The sequence below is a fragment of the Pseudarthrobacter sp. O4 genome (genome assembly GCF_050157025.1).
Classification (GTDB): domain Bacteria; phylum Actinomycetota; class Actinomycetes; order Actinomycetales; family Micrococcaceae; genus Arthrobacter.
In genome coordinates, this window is the sequence record NZ_CP189591.1 from 14,352 (window position 1) to 35,703 (window position 21,352).

Annotated in this window: 16 protein-coding genes and 1 pseudogene; 9 read left to right on the top strand and 8 right to left on the bottom strand. The window is 66.4% G+C overall.

Annotated elements, in window-relative coordinates:
* Positions 1–115: 115 nt before the first annotated feature.
* A complete protein-coding gene (pucL, locus tag ACQCSU_RS00065) occupies positions 116–1,024 on the bottom strand; it encodes a factor-independent urate hydroxylase (RefSeq protein ID WP_426977491.1) in 909 nt (302 codons plus the stop codon).
* Between the two features lie 416 nt (positions 1,025–1,440).
* Between pucL and ACQCSU_RS00070 the strand changes: the two genes are divergently transcribed.
* The gene (locus ACQCSU_RS00070) at positions 1,441–1,626 is read left to right on the top strand and encodes a hypothetical protein (protein WP_426977492.1); all 186 of its coding nucleotides are present in this window, start codon (positions 1,441–1,443) and stop codon (positions 1,624–1,626) included.
* 107 nt (positions 1,627–1,733) lie between these two features.
* Here ACQCSU_RS00070 and ACQCSU_RS00075 read toward each other — a convergent pair whose 3' ends face one another.
* Positions 1,734–3,107, bottom strand: coding sequence for an 8-oxoguanine deaminase (locus ACQCSU_RS00075; RefSeq protein WP_426977494.1), 1,374 nt, complete (start codon positions 3,105–3,107; stop codon positions 1,734–1,736).
* Positions 3,108–3,518: 411 nt separating this feature from the next.
* Here ACQCSU_RS00075 and ACQCSU_RS00080 point away from each other — a divergent pair, with 411 nt between their 5' ends.
* From ACQCSU_RS00080 to ACQCSU_RS00115, 8 genes and pseudogenes are all read left to right on the top strand, one after another.
* Positions 3,519–4,013 carry a nucleoside deaminase gene (locus ACQCSU_RS00080; RefSeq protein WP_426977495.1) on the top strand — a complete coding sequence of 165 codons (495 nt, stop codon included), beginning with the start codon at positions 3,519–3,521 and terminating at the stop codon, positions 4,011–4,013.
* Positions 4,014–4,027: 14 nt separating this feature from the next.
* Complete coding sequence (locus ACQCSU_RS00085; protein ID WP_426977497.1) at positions 4,028–5,566, top strand: NCS2 family permease; 1,539 nt, start codon at positions 4,028–4,030, stop codon at positions 5,564–5,566.
* Between the two features lie 295 nt (positions 5,567–5,861).
* Positions 5,862–7,220: an XdhC family protein gene (locus ACQCSU_RS00090; RefSeq protein WP_426977499.1), complete on the top strand. Its 1,359-nt coding sequence runs from the start codon at positions 5,862–5,864 to the stop codon at positions 7,218–7,220.
* Complete coding sequence (locus tag ACQCSU_RS00095; protein ID WP_426977501.1) at positions 7,211–8,191, top strand: FAD binding domain-containing protein; 981 nt, start codon at positions 7,211–7,213, stop codon at positions 8,189–8,191. The genes ACQCSU_RS00090 and ACQCSU_RS00095 overlap by 10 nt, the downstream gene beginning before the upstream one ends.
* A 2-nt stretch (positions 8,192–8,193) precedes the next feature.
* On the top strand, positions 8,194–11,043 hold the full coding sequence (locus tag ACQCSU_RS00100; RefSeq protein WP_426977503.1) for a molybdopterin-dependent oxidoreductase: 2,850 nt from the start codon (positions 8,194–8,196) through the stop codon (positions 11,041–11,043).
* A gap of 257 nt (positions 11,044–11,300) precedes the next feature.
* Complete coding sequence (locus ACQCSU_RS00105) at positions 11,301–12,863, top strand: NCS1 family nucleobase:cation symporter-1 (RefSeq protein ID WP_426979893.1); 1,563 nt, start codon at positions 11,301–11,303, stop codon at positions 12,861–12,863.
* Between the two features lie 56 nt (positions 12,864–12,919).
* Positions 12,920–13,663 carry an aspartate/glutamate racemase family protein gene (locus ACQCSU_RS00110; protein WP_426977505.1) on the top strand — a complete coding sequence of 248 codons (744 nt, stop codon included), beginning with the start codon at positions 12,920–12,922 and terminating at the stop codon, positions 13,661–13,663.
* A gap of 136 nt (positions 13,664–13,799) precedes the next feature.
* Positions 13,800–14,451 (top strand): annotated as a pseudogene (locus ACQCSU_RS00115) (uracil-DNA glycosylase).
* Here the strand turns inward: ACQCSU_RS00115 and ACQCSU_RS00120 are convergent.
* The 6 genes from ACQCSU_RS00120 to ACQCSU_RS00145 all read right to left on the bottom strand — a co-directional run bounded on the left by ACQCSU_RS00120 (position 14,448) and on the right by ACQCSU_RS00145 (position 21,337).
* Complete coding sequence (locus ACQCSU_RS00120; protein WP_426977507.1) at positions 14,448–14,795, bottom strand: NTP transferase domain-containing protein; 348 nt, start codon at positions 14,793–14,795, stop codon at positions 14,448–14,450. The pseudogene ACQCSU_RS00115 and the gene ACQCSU_RS00120 overlap by 4 nt on opposite strands.
* Before the next feature lie 34 nt (positions 14,796–14,829).
* Positions 14,830–17,571: a pyruvate dehydrogenase (acetyl-transferring), homodimeric type gene (aceE, locus tag ACQCSU_RS00125; protein ID WP_426977509.1), complete on the bottom strand. Its 2,742-nt coding sequence runs from the start codon at positions 17,569–17,571 to the stop codon at positions 14,830–14,832.
* 179 nt (positions 17,572–17,750) lie between these two features.
* Positions 17,751–18,482, bottom strand: coding sequence for a maleate cis-trans isomerase family protein (locus ACQCSU_RS00130; RefSeq protein WP_426977511.1), 732 nt, complete (start codon positions 18,480–18,482; stop codon positions 17,751–17,753).
* Between the two features lie 8 nt (positions 18,483–18,490).
* Complete coding sequence (locus ACQCSU_RS00135; protein WP_426977513.1) at positions 18,491–19,936, bottom strand: amidohydrolase family protein; 1,446 nt, start codon at positions 19,934–19,936, stop codon at positions 18,491–18,493.
* Between the two features lie 25 nt (positions 19,937–19,961).
* Entirely contained in the window at positions 19,962–20,768 is an 807-nt protein-coding gene (locus ACQCSU_RS00140; RefSeq protein ID WP_426977515.1) for an aspartate/glutamate racemase family protein, read from the bottom strand.
* Entirely contained in the window at positions 20,765–21,337 is a 573-nt protein-coding gene (locus tag ACQCSU_RS00145; RefSeq protein ID WP_426977516.1) for a GntR family transcriptional regulator, read from the bottom strand. Before ACQCSU_RS00145 ends, ACQCSU_RS00140 begins: the two co-directional genes overlap by 4 nt.
* Positions 21,338–21,352 lie beyond the last annotated feature (15 nt).

Here is a 21,352-nt window from a genome sequence, read left to right on the forward strand (position 1 = left end):
GTCTGGCTAACAATTTGAGGCTTTTGGGTACTTTGAGGGTGCCCCGGAGTTGCTGCGCCTGTGGGTGCAGCAACTCCGGGGTGTTGCGTGTTGATTTATTCGAGGATGCGGCGGTCTAGCAGAAACCGGCGATGCCGCTCCAGGCGATGTCCGCCGGGGTGGCGTCATCACGCTGGACGGTGGCCTCGATCAGGCCATAGGGGCGGTCGGCAGCGAAGAAGACCTCGTTCGGGTTGTCGAGGCCGAACGGCGAGAGGTCCACCAGGAAGTGATGCTTGTTGGGCATGGAGAACTTGATTTCGTCGATCTCCGTGTGTGCTTCGAGGACCTTGGTGCCCATGTCGAACAGGGTCTGCTGCAGGGCGTGGGAGTAGTTCTCTGTGAAGCCTTCGAGCAGGAGGCCCTTGACGTCTTCGTAGCTCTTGTTGAAGTCCAGCGAGCTGAAGTCAGTGCCGGCGTTGAAGCGCCAGCGCGCCGTGACGTCGGTGGCCAGGATGCGGTCCGTGGTCTCCGGGAGAGTGGTGTACTTGTCCTTGGGGTAGCCCACGAAGCCGGACTGGGTGGACTTCAGGACAGTAAGGTCGGTCAGCCCGGAGATGACGTGGGTGGCTGCGCCGTCCCGGACCACCACCGCGGTGCGGACTTCCTGGCCGCTGCGGACGAACGAGTGATTGTGCGCGCTGCCGTGGGCCTGGATCCGGTCCCAGCTATAGGACTCGGCTTCCCAGCGGCCGCCGGTCACCCAGTCAAAGCTGGACGTGAAGTGCTCGCCGAGACGCAGCAGGAAGGCTTCGGGAGACCCGATACCTTCCCGGGCGAAGGCGTAGACGGTGTTCTTCTGGGTGTCCGTGGCCACCACGTGGGCGTTATCGCCTTCGAGGTGGGCGGCGGCGAAATCGCCGCGCAGCTGCGAGGTGACGTTCAGGTCTTCGATCTCGTGGCGCTCCGTGTCGCGGGTGATCTTGACGACGCGGACCTCCGCTTTGCCGTACTGGTTGTGTCCAAGGACGATCTTGTTGCTCATGGTAGGTTCCCAACTTCCGGTATGTGGAATCAAACTCCCACATAGAAATTTCGTACGCGTTCCGCGTGCGTTTTCTTTTACCGTCGACCCAACAAAAAATGAGCCGACGTCGATTGACGCCAGCTCATTACGACCCTGCCTGCTGCTCCCAGGTTACGTGACCTGCGCCACGAGTTGTGTTAAAGCGTAGCGCGGGAATCCGGTGGTGTACATCACATTTCTGAAAAATCCGATTGTGACTGACGCGGAGCCTGTGCCGGCGCCCGCTCCAGAACAGACCCTTGACGACGCCAGCACAGGCGAACTATGATTTCCACACAACAATATTTCTTTTCCGCATAGCGAAAATATACACTGCGAAAAGATTCACTCCGAAAATTTGAAGTACCCGCGAAAGTCCAGATGAGGAGGATCAGATGACCCCGCAGGAGCAGGAACATGTCACGCCGGCCCGAGCCGCAGCACCAGCCCAGGAGTTCTACCTCCCCATCGGCGGCGGGACGGACCCGGACTTCTTCATCCCGGCCGACCGCGGGCATGGCCCCGGTCCGTTCTCGCGCTGGATGCACCGCCTCCCGCTTGTGGGCCGGCTGCGTTCCTAGGGCGCACCCCTTCCTGGCGTGACCCCTGGCGCGACACCGGAGCGGCGCGGGGTCACTTTGAGCCCATCCCACCGGGTTGGGCTCAAAGTGACACCGCGTTGCTTTGGTTACCCGGAGATCAGTTTCCTGGCCGCGGCCGAGTGTTCCGCGATCAGCCCGGCAACATCGAGGCCCGGGATCTGGCCATCCACGACGCGCCACGCCCCGCCCACCATGACCCGGTCGGCGCGGTCGGCAGCGCACAGGAGCAGCGCAGCAATGGGATCGTGGCTTCCGGAGAACCGCAAGTCATCGAGTTTGAACAGGGCCAGATCCGCCTGCATCCCCGGTGCCAGCTGGCCAAGATCTGGCCGGCCCAGCACGGCGGCGGAGCCGCGTGTTGCCCAGCCCAGCGCCCGCTCCACCGGGACCTGCGCCCCGTAGCGCAGCCGCTGCAGGTACAGCGCCTGCCGTGCCTCGAGGATCATGTTGGAGGCATCGTTCGACGCCGATCCGTCCACTCCCAGCCCCACCGGCACGCCTGCATCCTCCAGCTCCAGGATCCGCGCGGTGCCGGATCCCAGCCGCATGTTTGAGGTGGGGCAATGTGCGACGGCGGTGCCGGCGGCTCCCAGCCGGGCGATCTCGTCATCGCTGAAGTGAATGCCGTGGCCCAGCCAGGTCCGGTCCGTCAGCCAGCCGACGCTCTCCAGATAGTCCACGGTGCGCAGCCCGAACATTTCCCGGCAGAAATCTTCCTCGTCCAGGGTCTCGGCGAGGTGGGTGTGCAGCCTGACGTCCAGACGCCCTGCCATCAAAGCGCTCTCGGCCATGATCTCCTTGGTCACGGAAAAAGGCGAGCACGGGGCCAGTGCAATCTGGATCGTGGCCCCGTCGCCGCGCTCGTGGTATTCGCCGATCAGCCTCTCGCTGTCCGCCAGAATCACCTCAGGCGCCTGCACTGTGGACTGCGGCGGCAGGCCGCCGTCGTCCTCTCCCAGGGTCATGGAACCGCGGGTGAGTGTTGCCCGCATTCCCAGTCTGCGGACCGCCTCCACCTCGATGTCGATGGCATCTTCCATGCCGTCCGGGAAGAGGTAGTGGTGATCAGCGGCGGTGGTGCAGCCGGACAATAGAAGTTCGGCCAGGGCCACCGTGGTGGCCAGCTCGAGACCGCGCGGCGTGAGCCTGGCCCACACGGGGTACAGGTTCTGCAGCCAGGGGAAGAGCGGCGCGTTGGCCACCGGCCCCCAGGCCCGGGTGAGCGTCTGGTAAAAGTGGTGGTGGGTGTTGATCAGGCCGGGGAGCAGGACGTGATTTCCGGCGTCGAACGTCTTCTCACAGGGTGCGGAAGGCCGCTGTCCGGCGGCCAGCACCTCCGCTATTTTGCCGCCGCTGACCACGATGCCGCCCGAGGCGTCGAGGCCATTCGCGGTGAAGGCCGCCTGTGGATTTCTGATCCACAGTCGGGTTGCGGAGCGATGCGGATGAGTGGGGGCCATGTCTGGTTCCTTGTCTGATGGTTCCGGGTCTGCTCGTTCCGGTGTGACCCGGTGGCAAATGTTCCAGCTCAGTGAGGCCCTGTCTGCTGATCCAGGTTGGCCGGCACTGCGAACAGCGGCGGCCCGGGATCAGCGTAAGGTAGCCGGCAAATGCCCGTCAACGCCCGCGGAATGCGACCATGCGGAAAATCAGATTTCATACTGCGGAATTAAAATTCCAGAAAACTATGGCGCGCGCCACATCCCGGTGCTAGTCTCGATCTTGCCAAAGGCGGGCACCCGGACTCCGGGGAAGCTATCTACCAGGCGCAACTTAACCTTCAAAAGCACATGCTGAAGCCTGGTAACCGTCGCATCTGGCCCTTCCGTCTCACCTCGGTATACCGGCTTCCCAGCAAAGGGAGTCGCATCATGAGCAGCACCGTCACGGCCGAACAGTTTCTGGCCAGATCCATCCAGTTGGCCACGGCCAACGTCCTGAACAGCGGCGGGCCGTTCGGCGCCGTCGTTGTCACCGCGGACGGTCAAGCGTTCGACGGCGTCAACCGCGTCACCGCTACGAACGATCCCACGGCCCACGCCGAGGTCACGGCCATCCGGCGGGCCTGCGCCGAACTCGCAACGTTCGACCTGCGCGGATCCACCCTCTACAGCAGCTGCGAGCCATGCCCCATGTGCCTTGCTTCCGCGCTCTGGGCCCGCATTGACCGCGTGGTTTTCGCCGCAGACCGGCACGACGCCGCTTCGGTAGGCTTCGACGACGCCGTCTTCTACGAGTACTTCGAGAACGAGAACCGGGATGTCCTGATGCCGGTGTCCAAGCTGGAGCTGGGTGATCCCCAGGCCCCCGCAGTACTGGAACCGTTCAACACCTGGAACACGCTCGACTCCAGGATTGACTACTAGGTCCGGCGGCTGACATGACAATCCTCGATCAGTCCCACGAAGGACCGCAACCGGCAACGACGCCGGCCCCCAACGCCGCAGCCCACGCCAAGCGACAGGCCCGCAACACCCGGCCACCGGCGTCGAACGCATTCCTTGACCGCTTCTTCCAGATCACCGAGCGTGGTTCAACACTTGCCCGCGAATTCCGCGGCGGCCTGGTCACGTTCTTCACCATGGCCTACATCGTCATCCTGAATCCGCTGATCCTGGGCGGCTTCAGCGCGGACAACGCCCCCACCGATGTGGCCGGTGGCTGGCTGTCGGCCGCGCAGGTCGGCGCGGTCACCGGACTCACCGCCGGTGTGATGACCATTCTTTTCGGGCTGGTGGCCAATCTGCCGTTCGGCCTGGCAGCGGGGCTGGGCATCAACTCCTTCCTCGCGGTCTCAGTGATCCACGAGGTCACGTGGCCCGAGGCCATGGGCCTGGTGGTCGTCAACGGCATCCTGATCGTCCTGTTCGGCATCACCGGAGCCCGGACCGCGATTTTCCGGGCCGTCCCCAAGGAACTCAAGGCTGCCATCACCGTGGGCATCGGCCTGTTTATCGCATTCATCGGCTTTGTGGATTCCGGCTTCGTCCGTGCCACCAAGGGCGGCCCGCCGGTGCAGCTCGGCAATGACGGCTCCATTACGTCGATCCCGACCCTCGTCTTTGTTGTGGGCCTGCTGGCCATGGGCATCCTCGTGGCACGCAAGGTCCAGGGCGGTCTGCTGATCGGCATCGTAGCCACCACCGTGCTGGCAGCTGTTGTGGAAGCCATCCTGCACATCGGTCCTTCGAGCGCCACCAACCCCGGCGGCTGGCACCTGAACACGCCCGTGCTGTCGGGCCAGCTGGTCTCCGCACCGGATCTGGGCCTCGTGGGTCAGTTCGACATGTTCGGCGCCTTCGGCCGGATCGGCGGACTCGCGGCAACCATGCTGGTGTTCACACTGGTGTTCACGAACTTCTTCGACGCCATGGGTACCATGACCGGCCTCGCCAAGAGCGCCGGCCTGGCGCACAAGGACGGCACCTTCCCGCGGCTGAAATCCGCCTTCATCGTTGAGGGCTTCGGTGCAATTGCCGGCGGGGCCACCTCGGGATCCTCGAACACCGTATATATCGATTCCGCGGCGGGCATCGGCGAAGGTGCCCGCACCGGGCTGGCCTCCGTGGTCACCGGTGTCCTGTTCCTTGGCTCCATGTTCCTTACCCCGCTCACCAGCGTGGTCCCGCTGGAAGTGGCCGCCGCCGCCCTGGTGGTGGTGGGCGCCATGATGATGGCACAGATCCGCGAGATCAAGTTCACCAAGTTCGCCGTAGCCCTGCCGGCATTCCTGACCATCGTCACGATGCCGCTGAGCTACTCGATCGCCAACGGCATCGGCGTCGGCTTTGTCTCCTGGTCCATCATCGGGGCAGCGTCCGGCAAGGCCAAGAAGATCCATCCGCTGATGTGGGTGGTGAGCGTGGGTTTCCTGGTGTACTTCGCGCGCGGACCGATCAGCCTGCTGCTGGGCGGTTAGCCCGGTTCTCCGGGACGGAGTGCGGGCCCGGCGTGCGGCGGCCGGCGGCCGGATCCGCTTAGGACGCGGGCAGGAGCGTGAAGCCTGCCCGCGTCCATCACGCTGAAACGAAATTGACACAGGAAACCAAATTGACGCAGGTGCCACCCCTGCTGATGCTTCCCACTGCTCACGATAGGAACGAGAATATGGGCACGAGAGCACTCGGCCCGGACCTGGAAATCCGGCTGAAGAGTCAGAAGGACTGCCTCCCTGAAACCAGGGACAGGACCCCGCGGGAAAGGGCTGTGCCGCCATGCTGGACCTGATGCCTTCACTGAACGAATGGCGCCCCGCGGATTCCGGGCAGCAGTGCGCCGTGGCCACCATCGTTTCGGCGAGCGGGTCCGTGCCGCGGCCGTTGGGCACGTCCATGGTGGTGTCCGAATCCGGCGAGGTGCTGGGCAGCTTGTCCGGCGGCTGTGTTGAAGGCGCCGTGGTGGGGGCGGCGCTGGAAGCCATGCGCGACGGCGGTTCGCGCCTTGAAACTTTCGGGTACAGCGCCGAGGACGCATTCGCCGTCGGACTCACCTGCGGGGGAGAGCTTGTTGTGCACATCCAGCCACTCGGGTCCCGCTCCGGCGCCCTGCAGCTGGGGGCGCTCCGGGGTTTCCCGGCCAACGCTGACGGCGCGCTGGCGCTGATCCGGAGGGTGGATGCGCACGGCGGAGGCGCCATGGTAGTTCCCGATCCGGCCGCCTTTTCCGCGGCGCACTCCACCGAACTCGCGGCGCTGCTGGGACTCAGCGTGCACGGCGACGCTTCCGCAATGTTGGCTGCAGCGGCTCAGCTTGAACCCCTCCTGCGGGGAGGGGACACGGGCCTGGTGTGGCTGGCGCCTGCGGATGGTTGCGCCAGCCGGGTAGTTGGCATGGGGGAGCCGGATGCGGTGGCCCCGGTGTTCACCCTGCCGCACACCGAGCCCGTCACGTTACTGGTGGAAAGCCGTCTGCCGCCTGCGCGCCTGCTGGTTTTCGGCGCCAACGACTTCGGCGCCGCGTTGCTTCCCGCCGCGAAGCTGTTGGGCTACCGCGTGACCCTGTGCGATGCCCGGCCAGCCTTCGCGGCGCAGCAGCGGTTCAGTGTGGCAGACGAGGTGGTCACCGACTGGCCACACCGCTACCTTGCCGCCGAAGCTGCGGCCGGCCGGGTGGACGGCAGATCCGTGGTATGCGTCCTCACCCACGACCCCAAGTTCGACGTCCCCTTGCTCAGGACCGCCCTCGGCCTGGAGCTGGCGTACGTGGGGGCCATGGGATCCCGGCGGAGCCACCGCCAGCGGGTCGACTCGCTGCTCGAAGCGGGGGTTGTGCCGGAGCGGCTGGCACGGCTGCATTCGCCGATCGGCCTTGATCTCGGAGCCGTCACCCCCGCTGAAGTCGCCGTCTCCATCACGGCCGAGCTGATAGCCGGCCGCAACCAGAGGGCCGGCGGTTCACCTTCCGCCGCCTGCGCTCCGCTGAAAGACGGGAGCGGCCCCATCCACCGCTCCGCCGGACGCAGCACCGCTGCCAAGCACAAAGAAGCCAAGCGCAAAGAAGCCGGGCACTCAGAAGCCGGGCACTCAGAAGCCGGGCACTCAGAAACAGCACATCAGGAGATCGCATGGACATGAACACCATTGAGGCCGTTGTCCCCACCGCGGACCCGGCCGAATGGCGCGACGGCGATGCCTGGCTCGCCGGCGGCACGGTCCTGTTCTCCTACGGCAGCTACGCGTTCGGCCAGCAACCGCTGAAGCGCCTGCTGGACCTGGGCTCCACCGGATGGCCTGCCGTCACGGTCACCGGGGAGGGCCTCGAGCTCGCGGCAACGTGCACCGTCGCGGAACTGTATGCACTCCCGGATGATCCCGGGCTAGGGATTTACACCGGATCCTGGCCCGCCCTTGCCCTCATCCGCCCCTGCTGCGACTCGTTCGTGGCCTCCTTCAAGGTCTGGAACATGTCCACCGTCGGCGGCAACCTCTGCACCGCACTGCCCGCCGGACCCATGATTTCACTGTGCGCCGCGCTGGACGGCCGGGCCACCGTCCTGGGCCCGGGCGGCGCCAGCCGCACTGTTCCGGTGACGGAGTTCGTGACGGGGGACGGGCGGAACGCACTGGCTCCCGGCGAGCTGCTGCGCAGCGTGCACCTTCCGGCGTCGGCCCTCGCCTCGCGGGCGGCGTTCCGCCGGCTCTCCCTCAGCAACCTGGGACGGTCCGGGGTGCTGCTGATCGGAAGGCTCGACGCCGACGGAAACCTGACGCTCACCGTCACCGCAGCGACCAAGCGGCCGATTCAGCTGCGGTTCGATGCGCAACCGGACGCCGCCGCATTGGCCTCTGCCCTCGATACCGCGATCCCGGAGGCGCTCTATCACGACGACATCCACGGGCTCCCTGCCTGGCGGCGGGACATGACGTACCGGCTGGCCGAAGAAATCCGCGCCGAACTTTCAGCCCCGGCCGGCGACACGCCTCTGCACGTTTCCGGCGACTTCTGGCCTCCGCAGGCATCAATCCCTCAGGCTCCTGCCCTGAATTCGTTTGTGAATCCGACCCTGAATGCGTCCCCGGCCGCATCCCCGAAGGAAAGGGCCTGAGCATGGCCATCGAAATCAACGGCGCCCCGGCCCAGGCCGAACCCCGCCCGGGCCAATGCCTGCGCACGTTCCTGCGGGAGCAGGGCAACTTCGGCGTCAAAAAGGGCTGCGACGGCGGCGACTGCGGGGCGTGCACCGTCCACGTGGACGGCACCCCTGTGCACAGCTGCATCTATCCGGCCGTCCGGGCGGAAGGCCATGCCGTCACCACCGTGGAGGGACTGGCCAACACTGAAGCAGCCGCCGGTGCCGACCTCCATCCGATGCAGCAGCAGTTCCTGGACCGGCAAGGCTTCCAGTGCGGTTTCTGCACCGCGGGCATGGTGATGACGGTGGCCACCTTCGATGACGAACAGATGGCGAACCTGCCGCGGAACCTCAAGGGGAACCTGTGCCGCTGCACCGGCTACCGGGCTATCGAGGACGCCGTCTGCGGGGACTCCGTCTGCGGTCGTGAAGGGCACGGCGATTCCAGCCACCCGGACCCCAGGGGGCCGGGATCCAGGATCGTGGGTGGTGGGCAGCCCGATCCGCGTCCCGGCCAGCTCGGCGACGACGTCCAGGCTCCCGCCAGCCGGGCGATCGTCACCGGCACGGCGCGCTACACGCTCGACGTTCCCGCGGACGAGCTCCCCGGGCTTCTTCATCTGAAGCTGCTGCGCTCGCCGCACGCCCACGCCCGGGTGGTCTCCATCGACGCAACGGCTGCCCTGCAGATTCCCGGAGTGGAAGCCGTCTTCACCCACGAGGATGCCCCGGCTCAGCTCTTCTCCACGGCCCAGCACGAGCTCTACACGGACGACCCGGACGATACCCGCGTGCTGGATAACGTGGTGCGGTTCATCGGACAGCGGGTTGCCGCCGTCGTCGCCCAATCCGTGAGCGCAGCGGAAGCCGGCGTCCGCGCGCTGGCCGTTGAGTACGAGGTGCTGGACGCCGTCTTCACGCCGGAAGAGGCCCTGCGGCCCGGAGCCCCGGCCATTCACGGGGACAAGGATGCGGCAATGGCGCGCATCGGCCGGCCGGAGCGGAACGTCGTGGCGGAGCTGCATTCCGAGCTGGGGGACGTGGCCGCCGGCTTTGCCGGGTCGGATTTCGTCCACGAGCAGACGTACCGTACCCAGCGCGTGCAGCATGTGGCGCTGGAGACGCACGCCTCCATCGCGTCGATCGACGACGACGGCCGGCTGCAGGTCCGTACCTCCAGCCAGGTGCCGTTCCTGGTCCGCCGGACGCTGTGCAGGGTTTTTGGGCTGTCCGAGAACCAGGTCCACGTTGTGGCCGGCAGGGTTGGCGGCGGCTTCGGCGGCAAACAGGAGGTGCTCACAGAGGACATCGTGGCGCTCGCCGCGTTGAAACTGCGCCGTCCCGTGCAGCTGGAGTTCACCCGGACCGAACAGTTCACGGCGGCCACCACGCGGCATCCGTTCACCATCCGGCTCAAGGCCGGTGCCAGCCGGGACGGCCGGCTCACTGCCCTGCAGCTGGACGTGCTGACCAACACCGGCGCCTACGGCAACCACGCTGTGGGAGTGATGTTCCACGGCTGCGGCGAATCCCTGAGTGTGTATAAATGTGCCAACAAAAAGGTGGACGCCCATGCCGTCTACACCAACACTGTGCCGTCCGGGGCCTTCCGTGGCTACGGGCTGAGTCAGATGATCTTTGCCATCGAGTCAGCCATCGATGAGCTGGCTGCCGGACTCGGCCTTGACCCGATGGAGTTCCGGCGCCGCAACATGGTCCGCGAAGGCGATGACATGCTGTCCACGCATCCGGAACCCGAGGAGGACGTGCACTACGGCAGCTACGGGCTGGACCAGTGCCTGCGGCTCGTCGCGGACGCCCTGGACCGGGGCCGCGAACGCTACCGCGCGGCAGGTCTGGACGACCTTGGCCCGGACTGGGTCACCGGGGAGGGCTCGGCGCTGTCCATGATCGACACCGTCCCGCCGCGAGGTCATTTCGCCCATTCGAAGCTCCGGCTCCTGCCGGACGGCACGTATGCGGCCGACGTCGGGACCGCCGAATTCGGCAACGGCACCACCACGGTGCACGCCCAGCTCGCGGCGACGGCCCTGGCCACGACGGCCGGCCGGATCCGTGTCCGGCAGTCGGACACGGATCTGGTCGAGCACGATACCGGAGCCTTCGGCTCCGCCGGTACCGTGGTGGCCGGTAAGGCCACACTCGCTGCCGCCGAGGAACTTGCGGTGCGGATCCGGGCGTTCGCCGCCGGCGTCCGCAAGATCCAGGCTTCCGGCTGCACGCTGGACGGCGACGCGGTCCTCTGCGAGGGGACCAGGGTGCCGCTGACCGAAATCCATGACGCCGCCGCCCGCGCCGGCGTCGAACTCGCCGCCGAAGGGCGCTGGGGCGGGACGCCGCGTTCGGTGGCGTTCAACGTCCACGGTTTCCGGGTGGCCGTGAACACCGGGACGGGCGAGCTGCGGATCCTGCAGAGCGTCCAGGCTGCCGACGCCGGGGTGGTGGTCAACCCGCGGCAGTGCCGCGGGCAGATCGAAGGCGGCATCGCGCAGGCGCTGGGCGCCGCGCTGTATGAGGAGGTCAGGGTGGACGACGGCGGACGGGTCACCACGGACATCCTCCGGCAGTACCACATCCCGTCCTTCGCGGACGTGCCGCGCAGCGAGGTGTACTTCGCCGATACCAGCGACAAACTGGGCCCGCTGGGTGCGAAGTCCATGAGCGAAAGCCCGTTCAATCCGGTGGCGCCGGCACTGGCCAACGCCATCCGCAACGCCACGGGGGTCCGGTTCGCGGAGCTGCCGATCGCCCGGGACAAGATCTATCTGGGCCTGAAGGAAGCAGGGCTGGTCCGCTCCCGCTAAGGTGCTGCTGTCCCGGCAGGGATTCTTTGTGGGGCAGACAACGGGCTGCCTGGGGGTCGACCCAACCGTTTGTGACAGGCCGTGATCCGGCGATCCTTGACTGAGGCGTGACCCAGGTCATACCGTGATTTCACTACTCGATATCCATCTTCCGCATTGTGGAATAAATGCAATGACGCTCCTGCCGGTAGTTTCCGGCATGGATCCCAATGCGGAATGCATGGAAGACATCTTCAAGAAGCGAGATCACGATGCAGATGACCCCGTTGACCGAGGTCGACCCGGCTACCGAGACCGCAGTTGACTTGACCAAAGCAGCCCACCCCTCCATGGGTGTGGACGCGCTTTGCGATGCAGCCAGCGCCGCCTCCGGCCGAACGATCAGCCCCACCCTTTACAACATCGACCTTGCCCCGACGAGGCGGGAAGGTCGCCGCTGGACCAGTTACAGCATTTTCACCCTCTGGGCCAACGACGTCCACAGCCTCGGAAACTACGCCTTTGCCATCGGACTCTTCGCCCTCGGGCTGGGCGGCTGGCAGATCCTTCTCGCCCTGGGAGTCGGAGCCGTCCTCCTGTTTGCGCTTCTCAGCCTCTCCGGCTTCATGGGCGTAAAGACCGGCGTCCCGTTCCCTGTCATGAGCCGGATCAGCTTCGGCATCAGGGGAGCCCAGATCGCCAGCCTCCTGCGCGGGGCAGTGGCCGTGGCATGGTTCGGCATCCAGACCTACCTGGCGTCGGTTGTGCTCCGCGTCATGCTCGTGGCCATGGTTCCCTCGCTGCGGGAGCTGGACGCCGACTCCATCCTCGGCCTCTCCACGTTGGGCTGGGCCTCGTTCGTGTCCCTGTGGATCGTGCAGCTGGTCATCGTCAGTTTCGGCATGGAAATGATCCGCAAGTACGAGGCCTTCGCCGGGCCCATCATCCTGGTGACCATGGCGGCAATCGCCATCTGGATCTTCGTGGAAGCCGGGGGCTCCATCGCCTGGGCCGCGGACAACGCCCTCGAAGGCGCCGAAATGTGGCGCACCATCTTTGCCGGCGGTGCGCTGTGGGTGGCCATTTACGGAACGTTCGTGTTGAACTTCTGTGACTTCACCCGGTCCGCTGTTTCCAAGAAGGCCGTGGTGCGCGGCAACTTCTGGGGCATCCCCATCAACATGCTCCTCTTCGGCGCGATCGTGGTGGTGATGGCCGGTGGCCAGTTCAAGATCAACGGCACGGTCATCCAGAGCCCGTCGGATATTGTCCAGACCATCCCGAACACGCTGTTCCTTGTCCTGGCCTGCCTTGCGCTGTTGATCCTGACCGTCGCCGTGAACCTGATGGCCAACTTTGTGGCCCCCGTCTATGCCCTGACCAACCTCTTCCCGAAGCACCTGAATTTCCGCAAGGCGGCCTGGGTCAGCGGCACGATCGGCCTCATCATCCTGCCGTGGAACCTGTACAACAACCCGCTGGTGATCGTGTACTTCCTGGGTGGACTCGGAGCGCTGCTCGGCCCGCTGTTCGGCGTCGTGATGGCCGATTACTGGCTGCTGCGCCGCGGCAAGGTCAACGTGATTGAGCTCTACACCGAGGACCCGGCGGGAGCCTACTACTACAAGAAGGGCGTCAACCCCCGGGCGATCATCGCCATGGTGCCTGCCGCCTGCGTCGCGCTGCTGATCGCCTTTGTTCCGGCGCTGGAATCCGCCGCCCCGTTCGCGTGGTTCGTCGCGGCCGGCATCGCCGCGGTGGTCTACTACGCCGTCTCGGACCGGTCCCAGCGGCTCGACGACGTCGACGGCGAGGCAATCGCCGTCGTCAGCACGCACTGACCTACCCGTCCCGAAATACCCGTCCCGAAATACGTGTCCCGAAAGGGGAAAGCACCATGCGCATCCTTGTAGCCAACGTCAACACCACGCAGTCCATGACCGACTCCATTGCCGCGCAGGCACGCCAGGTTGCGCTTCCGGATACGGAGATCGTGGGACTCACTCCGCGCTTCGGCGCGGACTCCTGCGAGGGAAGCTTTGAAAGTTACCTCGCGGCGATCGCCGTTATGGACAAGGTCCTGTCCTATCCGGAGCCGTTCGATGCAGTGATCCAGGCCGGCTATGGCGAGCACGGCCGCGAAGGGCTCCAGGAGCTCCTCGACGTTCCGGTGGTGGACATCACCGAGGCGGCCGCGAGCACCGCGATGTTCCTGGGCCACAAGTACTCCGTGATCACCACCCTGGACCGTGCCGTTCCGCTGATCGAGGACCGGCTGAAGCTGGCCGGCCTCGACGCCCGGTGCGCCTCGGTCCGGGCCAGTGGAATGGCGGTCCTGGAACTGGAGGAGGAGCCGGAGCGCGCAGTGGAAGCCATCATCGAACAGGCGCTGCTGGCTGTCCGCGAGGACAAGGCGGAAGTCATTGTCCTTGGGTGCGGCGGCATGGCCGGTCTGGACGAGGAGATCCGGAAGCGTGCCGGCGTCCCCGTGGTGGACGGTGTGGCGGCTGCCGTCACCATCGCTGAAGCGCTGGTCCGGCTGCGGCTGAGCACCTCAAAGGTCCGGACCTATGCCACCCCGCGCCCCAAGACGGTCATCGGCTGGCCGCTGGCTGCTGCCCCCGCACCGGCCACCCCGTGAGCCGGACCTAACGGTTCCCGACGGCGTCGAGCGGCTTTCGTGTCCACCCTCCCACTGGGGAGGGTGGACATGCTCTTTGGCAGGGCACCCGGCCACGATTTCAGGCACACACCGGATGCTGGAAGGAGCGCCCTGAATGGCCGATCCAGCGATCCGGGCCTTCGTCGATCGGCTGGCGTCCGTGGAGACCGGGCCGGGTGCCACAACTTCTTTGATTCTGCCGTTGCCGGAAATGCCCAGCGCCGCCGGAACCTGGAGCTCTATCCGCAGGAAATGCTGGACTGGCGCCCGAAGGTGCTGCTGCTCGGCGAAGCGCCCGGTTTCCGGGGCATGGGCATCACCGGGATTCCCTTCACCAACCGCTCCATTCTCGAAGGCCCCGCCAACGAGTTTGGGTTGTTCGGGCCGGGGAAGGGCTACGTGCTTCCGCCCGGGTCCGAAGACATAGAGCGTCGGAACCGACGGCCACCGTGATGTGGCAGGTCCTGGCGGAGCTTGACTTCCTGCCGCTGCTGTGGAACGCCTGCCCCTTCCACACCCATGCCCCCGGGCGTCCGCTCTCCAACCGGACACCCACCCTCACGGAGACCGCCGTCGGAGTTCCGTTTTGGCAGGGCCTCCGGGAACTCTTCGATATCCGGACGGTGGTGGCGGTGGAAAACGTGGCGCACCGGAGCCTGCAGAGAACCGGCCTGGCGGCGCCGAAAATCAGGCATCCCGCTCACGGCGGCAGGGCCGGGTTCAAGCCCGGCCTGCAGGAGCTGTTGGCCCCCGGCCTGGAGCATTAGGCCGCGGCCCCGGACGCGGGCGAACCGGCGGGGCGGCTGAGCTTGACCCTAATCGAGGAGGTGCAGCTGTTCGGGGGAGTCGAGGTCCTCGCCGCCGGAGAGGTCGCTGCAGTCCACGAAGACGATCGGTCCCGGGTGGGCCCGGAGGAAAAGCGCGCTCCGGCGTCGCCCGTTGCCCTGGCGCGGACCGTTGCCGCGTCCGCGCCGGGCACCGTCACGACTTCCCGGCAGCCGCCCGCGAGCAGCACGTCTGCCAGCACTTCAACGAGTGTGCGGCCGTGGAACCGGAGCAAGGCCTTGGGCCCGAGCCCCAGCCGCGCCCCGGCGCCGGCAGCAAGGAGCACCGCCGTCGTGCGTCATGCTCCCGTATCGCGCCGGTCAGGAGTCGCCTCCCGCGCCGCCGGTGGTCCCGGCATTGACGTCCAGGAGCTTGTAGCGGTCCATCGCGTAGGCGGGCACTCCGCCGTCCACCTCTCCGCGCGAGGCCAGCAGCTGAAGGGTCTTCACCACAATCGAGTGGGTGTCGTTCTTGAAGAAGCGGCGGGCCGCGGCGCGGGTGTCGGAGAAGCCGAAGCCGTCGGCGCCGAGCGAGGCGAACTGGTGCGGGAGGAACTGGCGGATCTGGTCCGGCACGGCCTTCATGTAGTCGGTGACTGCCACGATCGGACCGGTCGCGGCGGAGAGCTGCTGGGTGACGAAGGGCACGCGGGCGGGCTGGCCCGGGTTCAGGAAGGCGTCCTCCTCTGCGGCGAGCCCGTCGCGGCGCAGTTCGTTCCAGGACGTCACGGACCAGACGTCGGCGGAGACGCCCCAGTCCTCGGCGAGGATCCGCTGGGCATCGAGGGCCCAGGGGACGGAGACGCCGGAGGCCAGGATCTGGCTCTTGGGCCCTTCAATGTCCGACGCCGACACCCGGTAGATGCCTTTCAGCACACCGTTGACGTCGAGGTTCTCAGGTTCGGCCGGCTGGAAGATCGGCTCGTTGTAGACCGTGAGGTAGTACATCAGGTTCCGGTCGGTGGAGTCCGGGCCGTACATCCGCTCCAGGCCGTCCCGGATGATGTGGCCGATCTCGTACCCAAACGCCGGGTCGTAGGTGAGGACGGCCGGGTTGGTGGAGGCCAGGATGGGCGAGTGGCCGTCGGCGTGCTGCAGGCCTTCGCCGGTCAGTGTGGTGCGGCCGGCGGTGGCGCCGATGATGAAGCCGCGGGTCATCTGGTCCGCCGCGGCCCAGAAGGAATCGCCGGTGCGCTGGAACCCGAACATGGAGTAGAAGACGTAGATCGGGATCAGCGGTTCGCCGTGCGTGGCGTAGGAGGTGCCCGCGGCGGTGAAGGCCGCTACCGCTCCGGCCTCATTGATGCCCGGGTGGATCAGTTGACCCTGCGCCGATTCCTTATAGGCGAGGACCAGGTCCCGGTCCACGGAGAGATAGCCCTGGCCGTCCGGGTTGTAGATCTTCGCCGAGGGGAAGAACGCGTCCATCCCGAAGGTGCGGGATTCATCCGGAACGATCGGGACAATGCGGTGTCCGAACTTCTTATCCCGGAGCAGGTCCTTGAGCAGGCGCACGAAAGTCATGGTGGTGGCTGCCTGCTGCTTCCCGGAACCGCGCTTGGCCACCTCATAGGTTTTGGGGTCTGGCAGCTCCACCGGAGCGTGGTCCGGCCGGCGCTCGGGGACGAAGCCGCCGAGTTCCTTCCGGCGGCCCATCAGGTACTGGATCTCCGGGGAGTCCATGCCGGGGTGGTAGTACGGCGGCCGGTAGAGGTCGGCTTCGAGCTGTTCGTCGGTGATCGGGATGCGCAGGTGGTCGCGGAAGGCCTTGAGGTCCGCGAGGGTGAGCTTCTTCATCTGGTGGGTCGCGTTGCGGCCCTCGAAGTGGGTGCCCAGGCCGTAGCCCTTGACCGTGTGGGCCAGGATGACGGTGGGTTTGCCCTTGAACTCGGTGGCGGCCTTGTACGCGGCGTAGACCTTGTTGTAGTCGTGGCCGCCGCGCTTGAGGTTCCAGATCTCGTCGTCGGTGAGGTCCTGGACCATTTCCTTGGTCTGCGGGGTCTGGCCGAAGAAGTGCTCGCGGACGAACGCGCCGGATTCGGCCTTGTACGTCTGGTAGTCGCCGTCGACGGTCTCGTTCATGATCTTGACGAGCGAGCCGTCCTCGTCCTTGGCCAGGAGCGTGTCCCACTCCCGGCCCCAGACGACCTTGATGACGTTCCAGCCGGCGCCGCGGAAGAAGGCCTCGAGTTCCTGCATGATCTTGCCGTTGCCGCGGACCGGTCCGTCGAGGCGCTGGAGGTTGCAGTTGATGACGAAGTTGAGGTTGTCCAGCTTGTCGTTCGCGGCGAGCTGGAGCAGGCCGCGGGACTCGGGCTCGTCCATTTCGCCGTCGCCCAGGAACGCCCAGACCTGCTGGTCCGAGGTGTCCTTGATGCCGCGGTTCTGCAGGTAGCGGTTGGACTGCGCCTGGTAGATCGCGTTCATCGGGCCGATGCCCATGGACACGGTGGGGAATTCCCAGAACTCCGGCATGAGGCGCGGGTGCGGGTAGGAGGAGAGGGCATGTCCTTCCTTGGACTTCTCCTGCCGGAAGCCGTCCAGGTCCTCCTCGGAGAGCCGGCCTTCCATGAAGGCCCGCGCGTACATGCCGGGGGAGGCGTGGCCCTGGAAGAAGACCTGGTCCCCGCCGCCGGGGTGGTCCTTGCCGCGGAAGAAGTGGTTGAAGCCGACCTCGTAGAGGGTCGCCGCGCCCGCGTAGGTCGAGATGTGGCCGCCGACGCCGATATCCGCGCGCTGCGCCCGGTGCACCATGACCGCGGCGTTCCAGCGCAGCCAGGCCCGGTACTTCCGCTCGATCTCCTCGTCGCCGGGGAACGGGGCTTCCTGGTCGACCGGGATCGTGTTGACGTAGTCCGTGGTGGTGACCATCGGAACGCCCACACTCTGTGCGCCGGCCCGCTGGAGCAGACTGCGCATGATGTACTGGGCACGCTCGGTGCCCTGTTCCTGAATCAGGTCATCCAGGGACTCCAGCCATTCGGCGGTCTCTTCCGGATCACGATCAGGCAGCTGGTTTGTCAACCCGCTGAGGATATGGGAGGTATCTTCTCCTGCAGCCACGTCCAACCTCGTTTCATCTTTGAATGTCTGGGCCAGTTGTTTTCATATTGTGAGAAAACATTCTTGCAGTTCGAGATTATCTGGGTGACGATCCGCACGTCAAGGCGGGCGGACGGTCACAATCGGCTGCCAGGTCCTCCGGGACCCGGCAGCCGACGGGGACTGCCTGAAGCGCCGGCTCAGGCAGAGGTGAGGAGCCTGCCCCAGCGCGGGTCCAGCCCCGGGGCGCCCGCCATCTTGAGGCAATGCCACAGCGTGACGGCCACCGAGTCCAGAACGGGAACGCCCGTCTCGGCCTCAATTTCCGCGGTGATGTTGGCGCCGTAGAGGTTGGTGCAGAGGTAGATGATGGCGTCCGGCCTGGACGCCGCAAGCTCCAGCGATCCCGGACGCATCTCGTCATCTGCCACGCGGGCGAACGACTCGTTGTCGCTCAGGCCCAGGAACCGGTGGTCGAGGGTCTTGATGCCGTCACGTTGGTAGGACGCCACGATCTGTTCGTTGACGTCCCCGGTGTACGGAGTGAAGAGCCCGATGCGTTCGGTGCCGAAGGTCTTGAACGCCTCCATGTACGCCAGGGTGGACGTGGTGGCCGGGATGCCCGTGGCGTTGGTGATTTCCTCGACGAGCTGGCGGTCATGATCGGCGCCGAGCCAGGAGCCTGAGGTGCCGTTCCAGGCGATGACGTCCACATCGGCGGTGGCGAGGAGTTCGGCGGCCGAGCGCATAACGGCGGCATCGAATTGCTTGTCCGAGGACTTGTCCAGGGCAATCCGCGTGACCGGTATCCGGGCGAAGTGGATGGTGACGTCGTCGCGGTCGCCAAGGATCCGGTAACTTTGCGGTTCGAGGCAGGTGTTGGAGGACGGCACGATCATGCCGATGCGGGTGGCGTGGGTTACGGAAGGCATGCTGGCTCCTAGCTGGTGGCCTGGGCGGCGGGAGTAAGGACGGAAGTGTTGGCGGCCTGGTGCTCGCGGAAACCGTCGCGCGGCACGAACCGGCCAACGGGGCCGGGGTCGTGGAAGCCGTCGCTGTCCAGCACCACGCGTCCGGCGGAGACGACGACGGCGGGCCAGCCCGTGAGTTTGCGGCCGTCGAACGGGGAGAAATCCGTGCCCATGTGCAGTGCGTTGCCTGCCACGGTGCGTGCCTCGGCCGGATCGAAGATGACCAGATCGGCGTCGAACCCGGGGGTGATGCTTCCCTTGCGGGGAAGGGCGTTGATGCGGGCCGGGCCGGCCGCGAACACCTCCACGAAGTCCTCCACCCGGGCCTCGCCGCCGCTGGCAGCATCCATCATGGCCGTGAACGTGACCGGCATACGGGTTTCGACCCCCGGCAGGCCGTGTGGCATGGCGCGGATGTCATCGGACCGTTCGCGCTTCTGCGAGAGGTCGTAGCAGGAATGGTCCGAGGCGACGGTGTGGATGGCGCCGTTGGCCAGCCGTTCCCGGAGCGCGGCCACCGTTTGTGGGCTCCGCATGGGCGGGCAGCAGGCATACCACTCCGGCATCGCCGAGCCGTAGACCGTGTCGTCAAGAGTGATGTAGTGGGGGCAGGTCTCGGAGTAGGCCTCCTGGCCTTGGCGGCGGGCCTCGGTGACCAGATCCACGGCTCCCGGCGTCGACTGATGCACAAAGTAGACCGGCGCATTGGTGTATGCCGCCATGGCCAGGGTTTCCCCGACCGAGATTTCCTCCGCAAGCTCCGGCCGGGTCTGGTGCAGGTGTTGAATGCCAATCCGGCCGTCGTCGGCGTGCTGCTGGGTGCAGTCCGCGATGATGGGGTCGTGCTCGGCGTGGATGTAGGTGAGTCCGTCCAGCCGGACCATCTCGCGCATGACCTTCAGGATAGTGTCCCCGTCCGCCATGGTGCTGCCGCGGTTGGTGGTGTACATCTTCACGGACCGGACACCCTCAGCGGCGAGCTGTTCCAGCTGCCAGGGAACGGTTTCATCCCAGCTGACCACGGACCCGTGCAGTGCCACGTCGCAGCGTGAGTCCTGGGCGAGTTCCTTCTTATGGAGGACTGCCGCCAGCGGAGTTTCCTGGGCGTCGCGGGGGATGCCGAAATCGATGATGGTGGTGGTACCGCCCCAAAGGGCGGCAGTGGAAGTGGTCCGGTAGTCGTCCAGGGTGCGGAAGCGCCCGGTTACCTGGGCCACGTGGCAGTGTCCGTCGACGCCGCCGGGGATGACCAGCTTGCCGGCGGCATCGATGACGCGAGTGGCGGGGGGAACCGGTTCGGAGGCGTCAACAAGCTGGTCGATACGGCCCTCCCGGACCACAATGTGGGCGTGCCGCCGGCCGAAGCTGTTGACCACGGTGCCGTAGGTGATGACGAGTTCTGGGGTGTCGGACATCGGTGTCCTCCTCAAGTAGAAGTAATTAGTTGGACGGCGCGGGCGAGACAGGCTGGCCGGCGGCGCCGCGGGTTGCGTCCTGAGCGGCCGTCAGGGCGGCGTCGAGGTTCTCGGAGAGGCCGCGCCGGGCCTTGAGCGGCGGCGGCGCGAAGGCGCCGGCGCGGTGCCGGCCGGATTGGAGCCCGACCACGGCTTCTGCCATCCGGATGCCGGCGGAGATGCCGTCCACCACGGGGACCGAGATCTGCCCTCGAAGTTCGCGCGCCAGCCCGGCGAGGGGTGCGCCGGCGAGGATCACGACGTCGGCCCCGTCCTCGGTGACGGCCTGCTGGCTGAGTGCCAGCAGGGTTGCCTTGAAGTCCTGCTGCACGGAGGCGATGCCGTTGAGGCTCTCGTTGATGGAACGGATGGAAGCCAGCCGGCCGCCGAGGCCGAACCTCTCGACGCAGTCCTGGTACCAGGGCCGGATCCGGTCCGAGATCGCGATGATGGAGAACCGGTGGCCCTGCAGGGCAGCTGCGCAGAGGGCCGCCTCGGTGATGCCGATGACGGGGACGTCGGTGAGTTCCTTCAGTGCGGGCATTCCGGGGTCGCCGAATGCGGCCACCACAACGCCGTCGACGCTGGCGCCGTCGCGGGTATACTCGGCGACGATTTCGGCGACGGCTCCCGCCGCGATCAGGGACTCAAAGCGGGTTTCGATGTACTCGACGCCATACCCGGCGGTCCGGACCACGAGTTCGGTTCCGGGGGAAGCGGAGCGGAGCGCCTCCGCTTCGATCACGGCTGTAACCTCGTCGCTGATATTGGGGTTGATGACAAGAAGTTTCATGAGTTCTTCCGATGAAGGGCGGGTTCTGTCCGGCTGAAATCCTCCGGAAACTGTTCGCGGTATTTGCCGATGTGCGACGCCGACTGGGCGGCTGCCCGTTCCGGGTCGCCGCTGGCGATCGCGGCGTAGAGGGCGCGGTGTTCTTCGATGAGCTCCGGCAGGTCGCTGACGTGGCGGAAGAGCCAGTGCATGCGGCCCTGGAGCGGTTCCAGCGCGGACTTGAGGAAACCGTTGTCCGCGATCCGGGTGATGGCATCGTGGAATTCGCTGTTGGCCCGGTGGGCTTCCATGACGGCACCCTTGACCAGGCACCGGTCTGCCTCGTCCAGCAGCCCTTTGAGGCTGCTGCGGTCTGCAGGGGTGGCGCGGGTGGCGGCCAGGCGGCAGGCAAGCACCTCGAGGGACTGCCTGACGTCGAACAGATCCTCGACGTCTTCCGGACTCAGTGTGCTGACCTCGGCTCCGCGGGCGCCGCGGTCGCTGATGAGGCCTTCCTGGCGTAGCATGCGGAGCGCTTCGCGGACGGGAAGGCGGGACACATTGAATTCAGCGGCGAGGTCGCGTTCCACCAGCTGGTGCCGGGA

Coding starts and splice junctions, on each gene's coding strand:
- pucL (WP_426977491.1), bottom strand. CDS start 1,024: ATGAGCAACAAGATCGTCCTTGGACACAACCAGTACGGCAAAGCGGAG.
- ACQCSU_RS00070 (WP_426977492.1), top strand. CDS start 1,441: ATGACCCCGCAGGAGCAGGAACATGTCACGCCGGCCCGAGCCGCAGCA.
- ACQCSU_RS00075 (WP_426977494.1), bottom strand. CDS start 3,107: ATGGCCCCCACTCATCCGCATCGCTCCGCAACCCGACTGTGGATCAGA.
- ACQCSU_RS00080 (WP_426977495.1), top strand. CDS start 3,519: ATGAGCAGCACCGTCACGGCCGAACAGTTTCTGGCCAGATCCATCCAG.
- ACQCSU_RS00085 (WP_426977497.1), top strand. CDS start 4,028: ATGACAATCCTCGATCAGTCCCACGAAGGACCGCAACCGGCAACGACG.
- ACQCSU_RS00090 (WP_426977499.1), top strand. CDS start 5,862: ATGCTGGACCTGATGCCTTCACTGAACGAATGGCGCCCCGCGGATTCC.
- ACQCSU_RS00095 (WP_426977501.1), top strand. CDS start 7,211: ATGGACATGAACACCATTGAGGCCGTTGTCCCCACCGCGGACCCGGCC.
- ACQCSU_RS00100 (WP_426977503.1), top strand. CDS start 8,194: ATGGCCATCGAAATCAACGGCGCCCCGGCCCAGGCCGAACCCCGCCCG.
- ACQCSU_RS00105 (WP_426979893.1), top strand. CDS start 11,301: ATGACCCCGTTGACCGAGGTCGACCCGGCTACCGAGACCGCAGTTGAC.
- ACQCSU_RS00110 (WP_426977505.1), top strand. CDS start 12,920: ATGCGCATCCTTGTAGCCAACGTCAACACCACGCAGTCCATGACCGAC.
- ACQCSU_RS00130 (WP_426977511.1), bottom strand. CDS start 18,482: ATGCCTTCCGTAACCCACGCCACCCGCATCGGCATGATCGTGCCGTCC.
- ACQCSU_RS00135 (WP_426977513.1), bottom strand. CDS start 19,936: ATGTCCGACACCCCAGAACTCGTCATCACCTACGGCACCGTGGTCAAC.
- ACQCSU_RS00140 (WP_426977515.1), bottom strand. CDS start 20,768: ATGAAACTTCTTGTCATCAACCCCAATATCAGCGACGAGGTTACAGCC.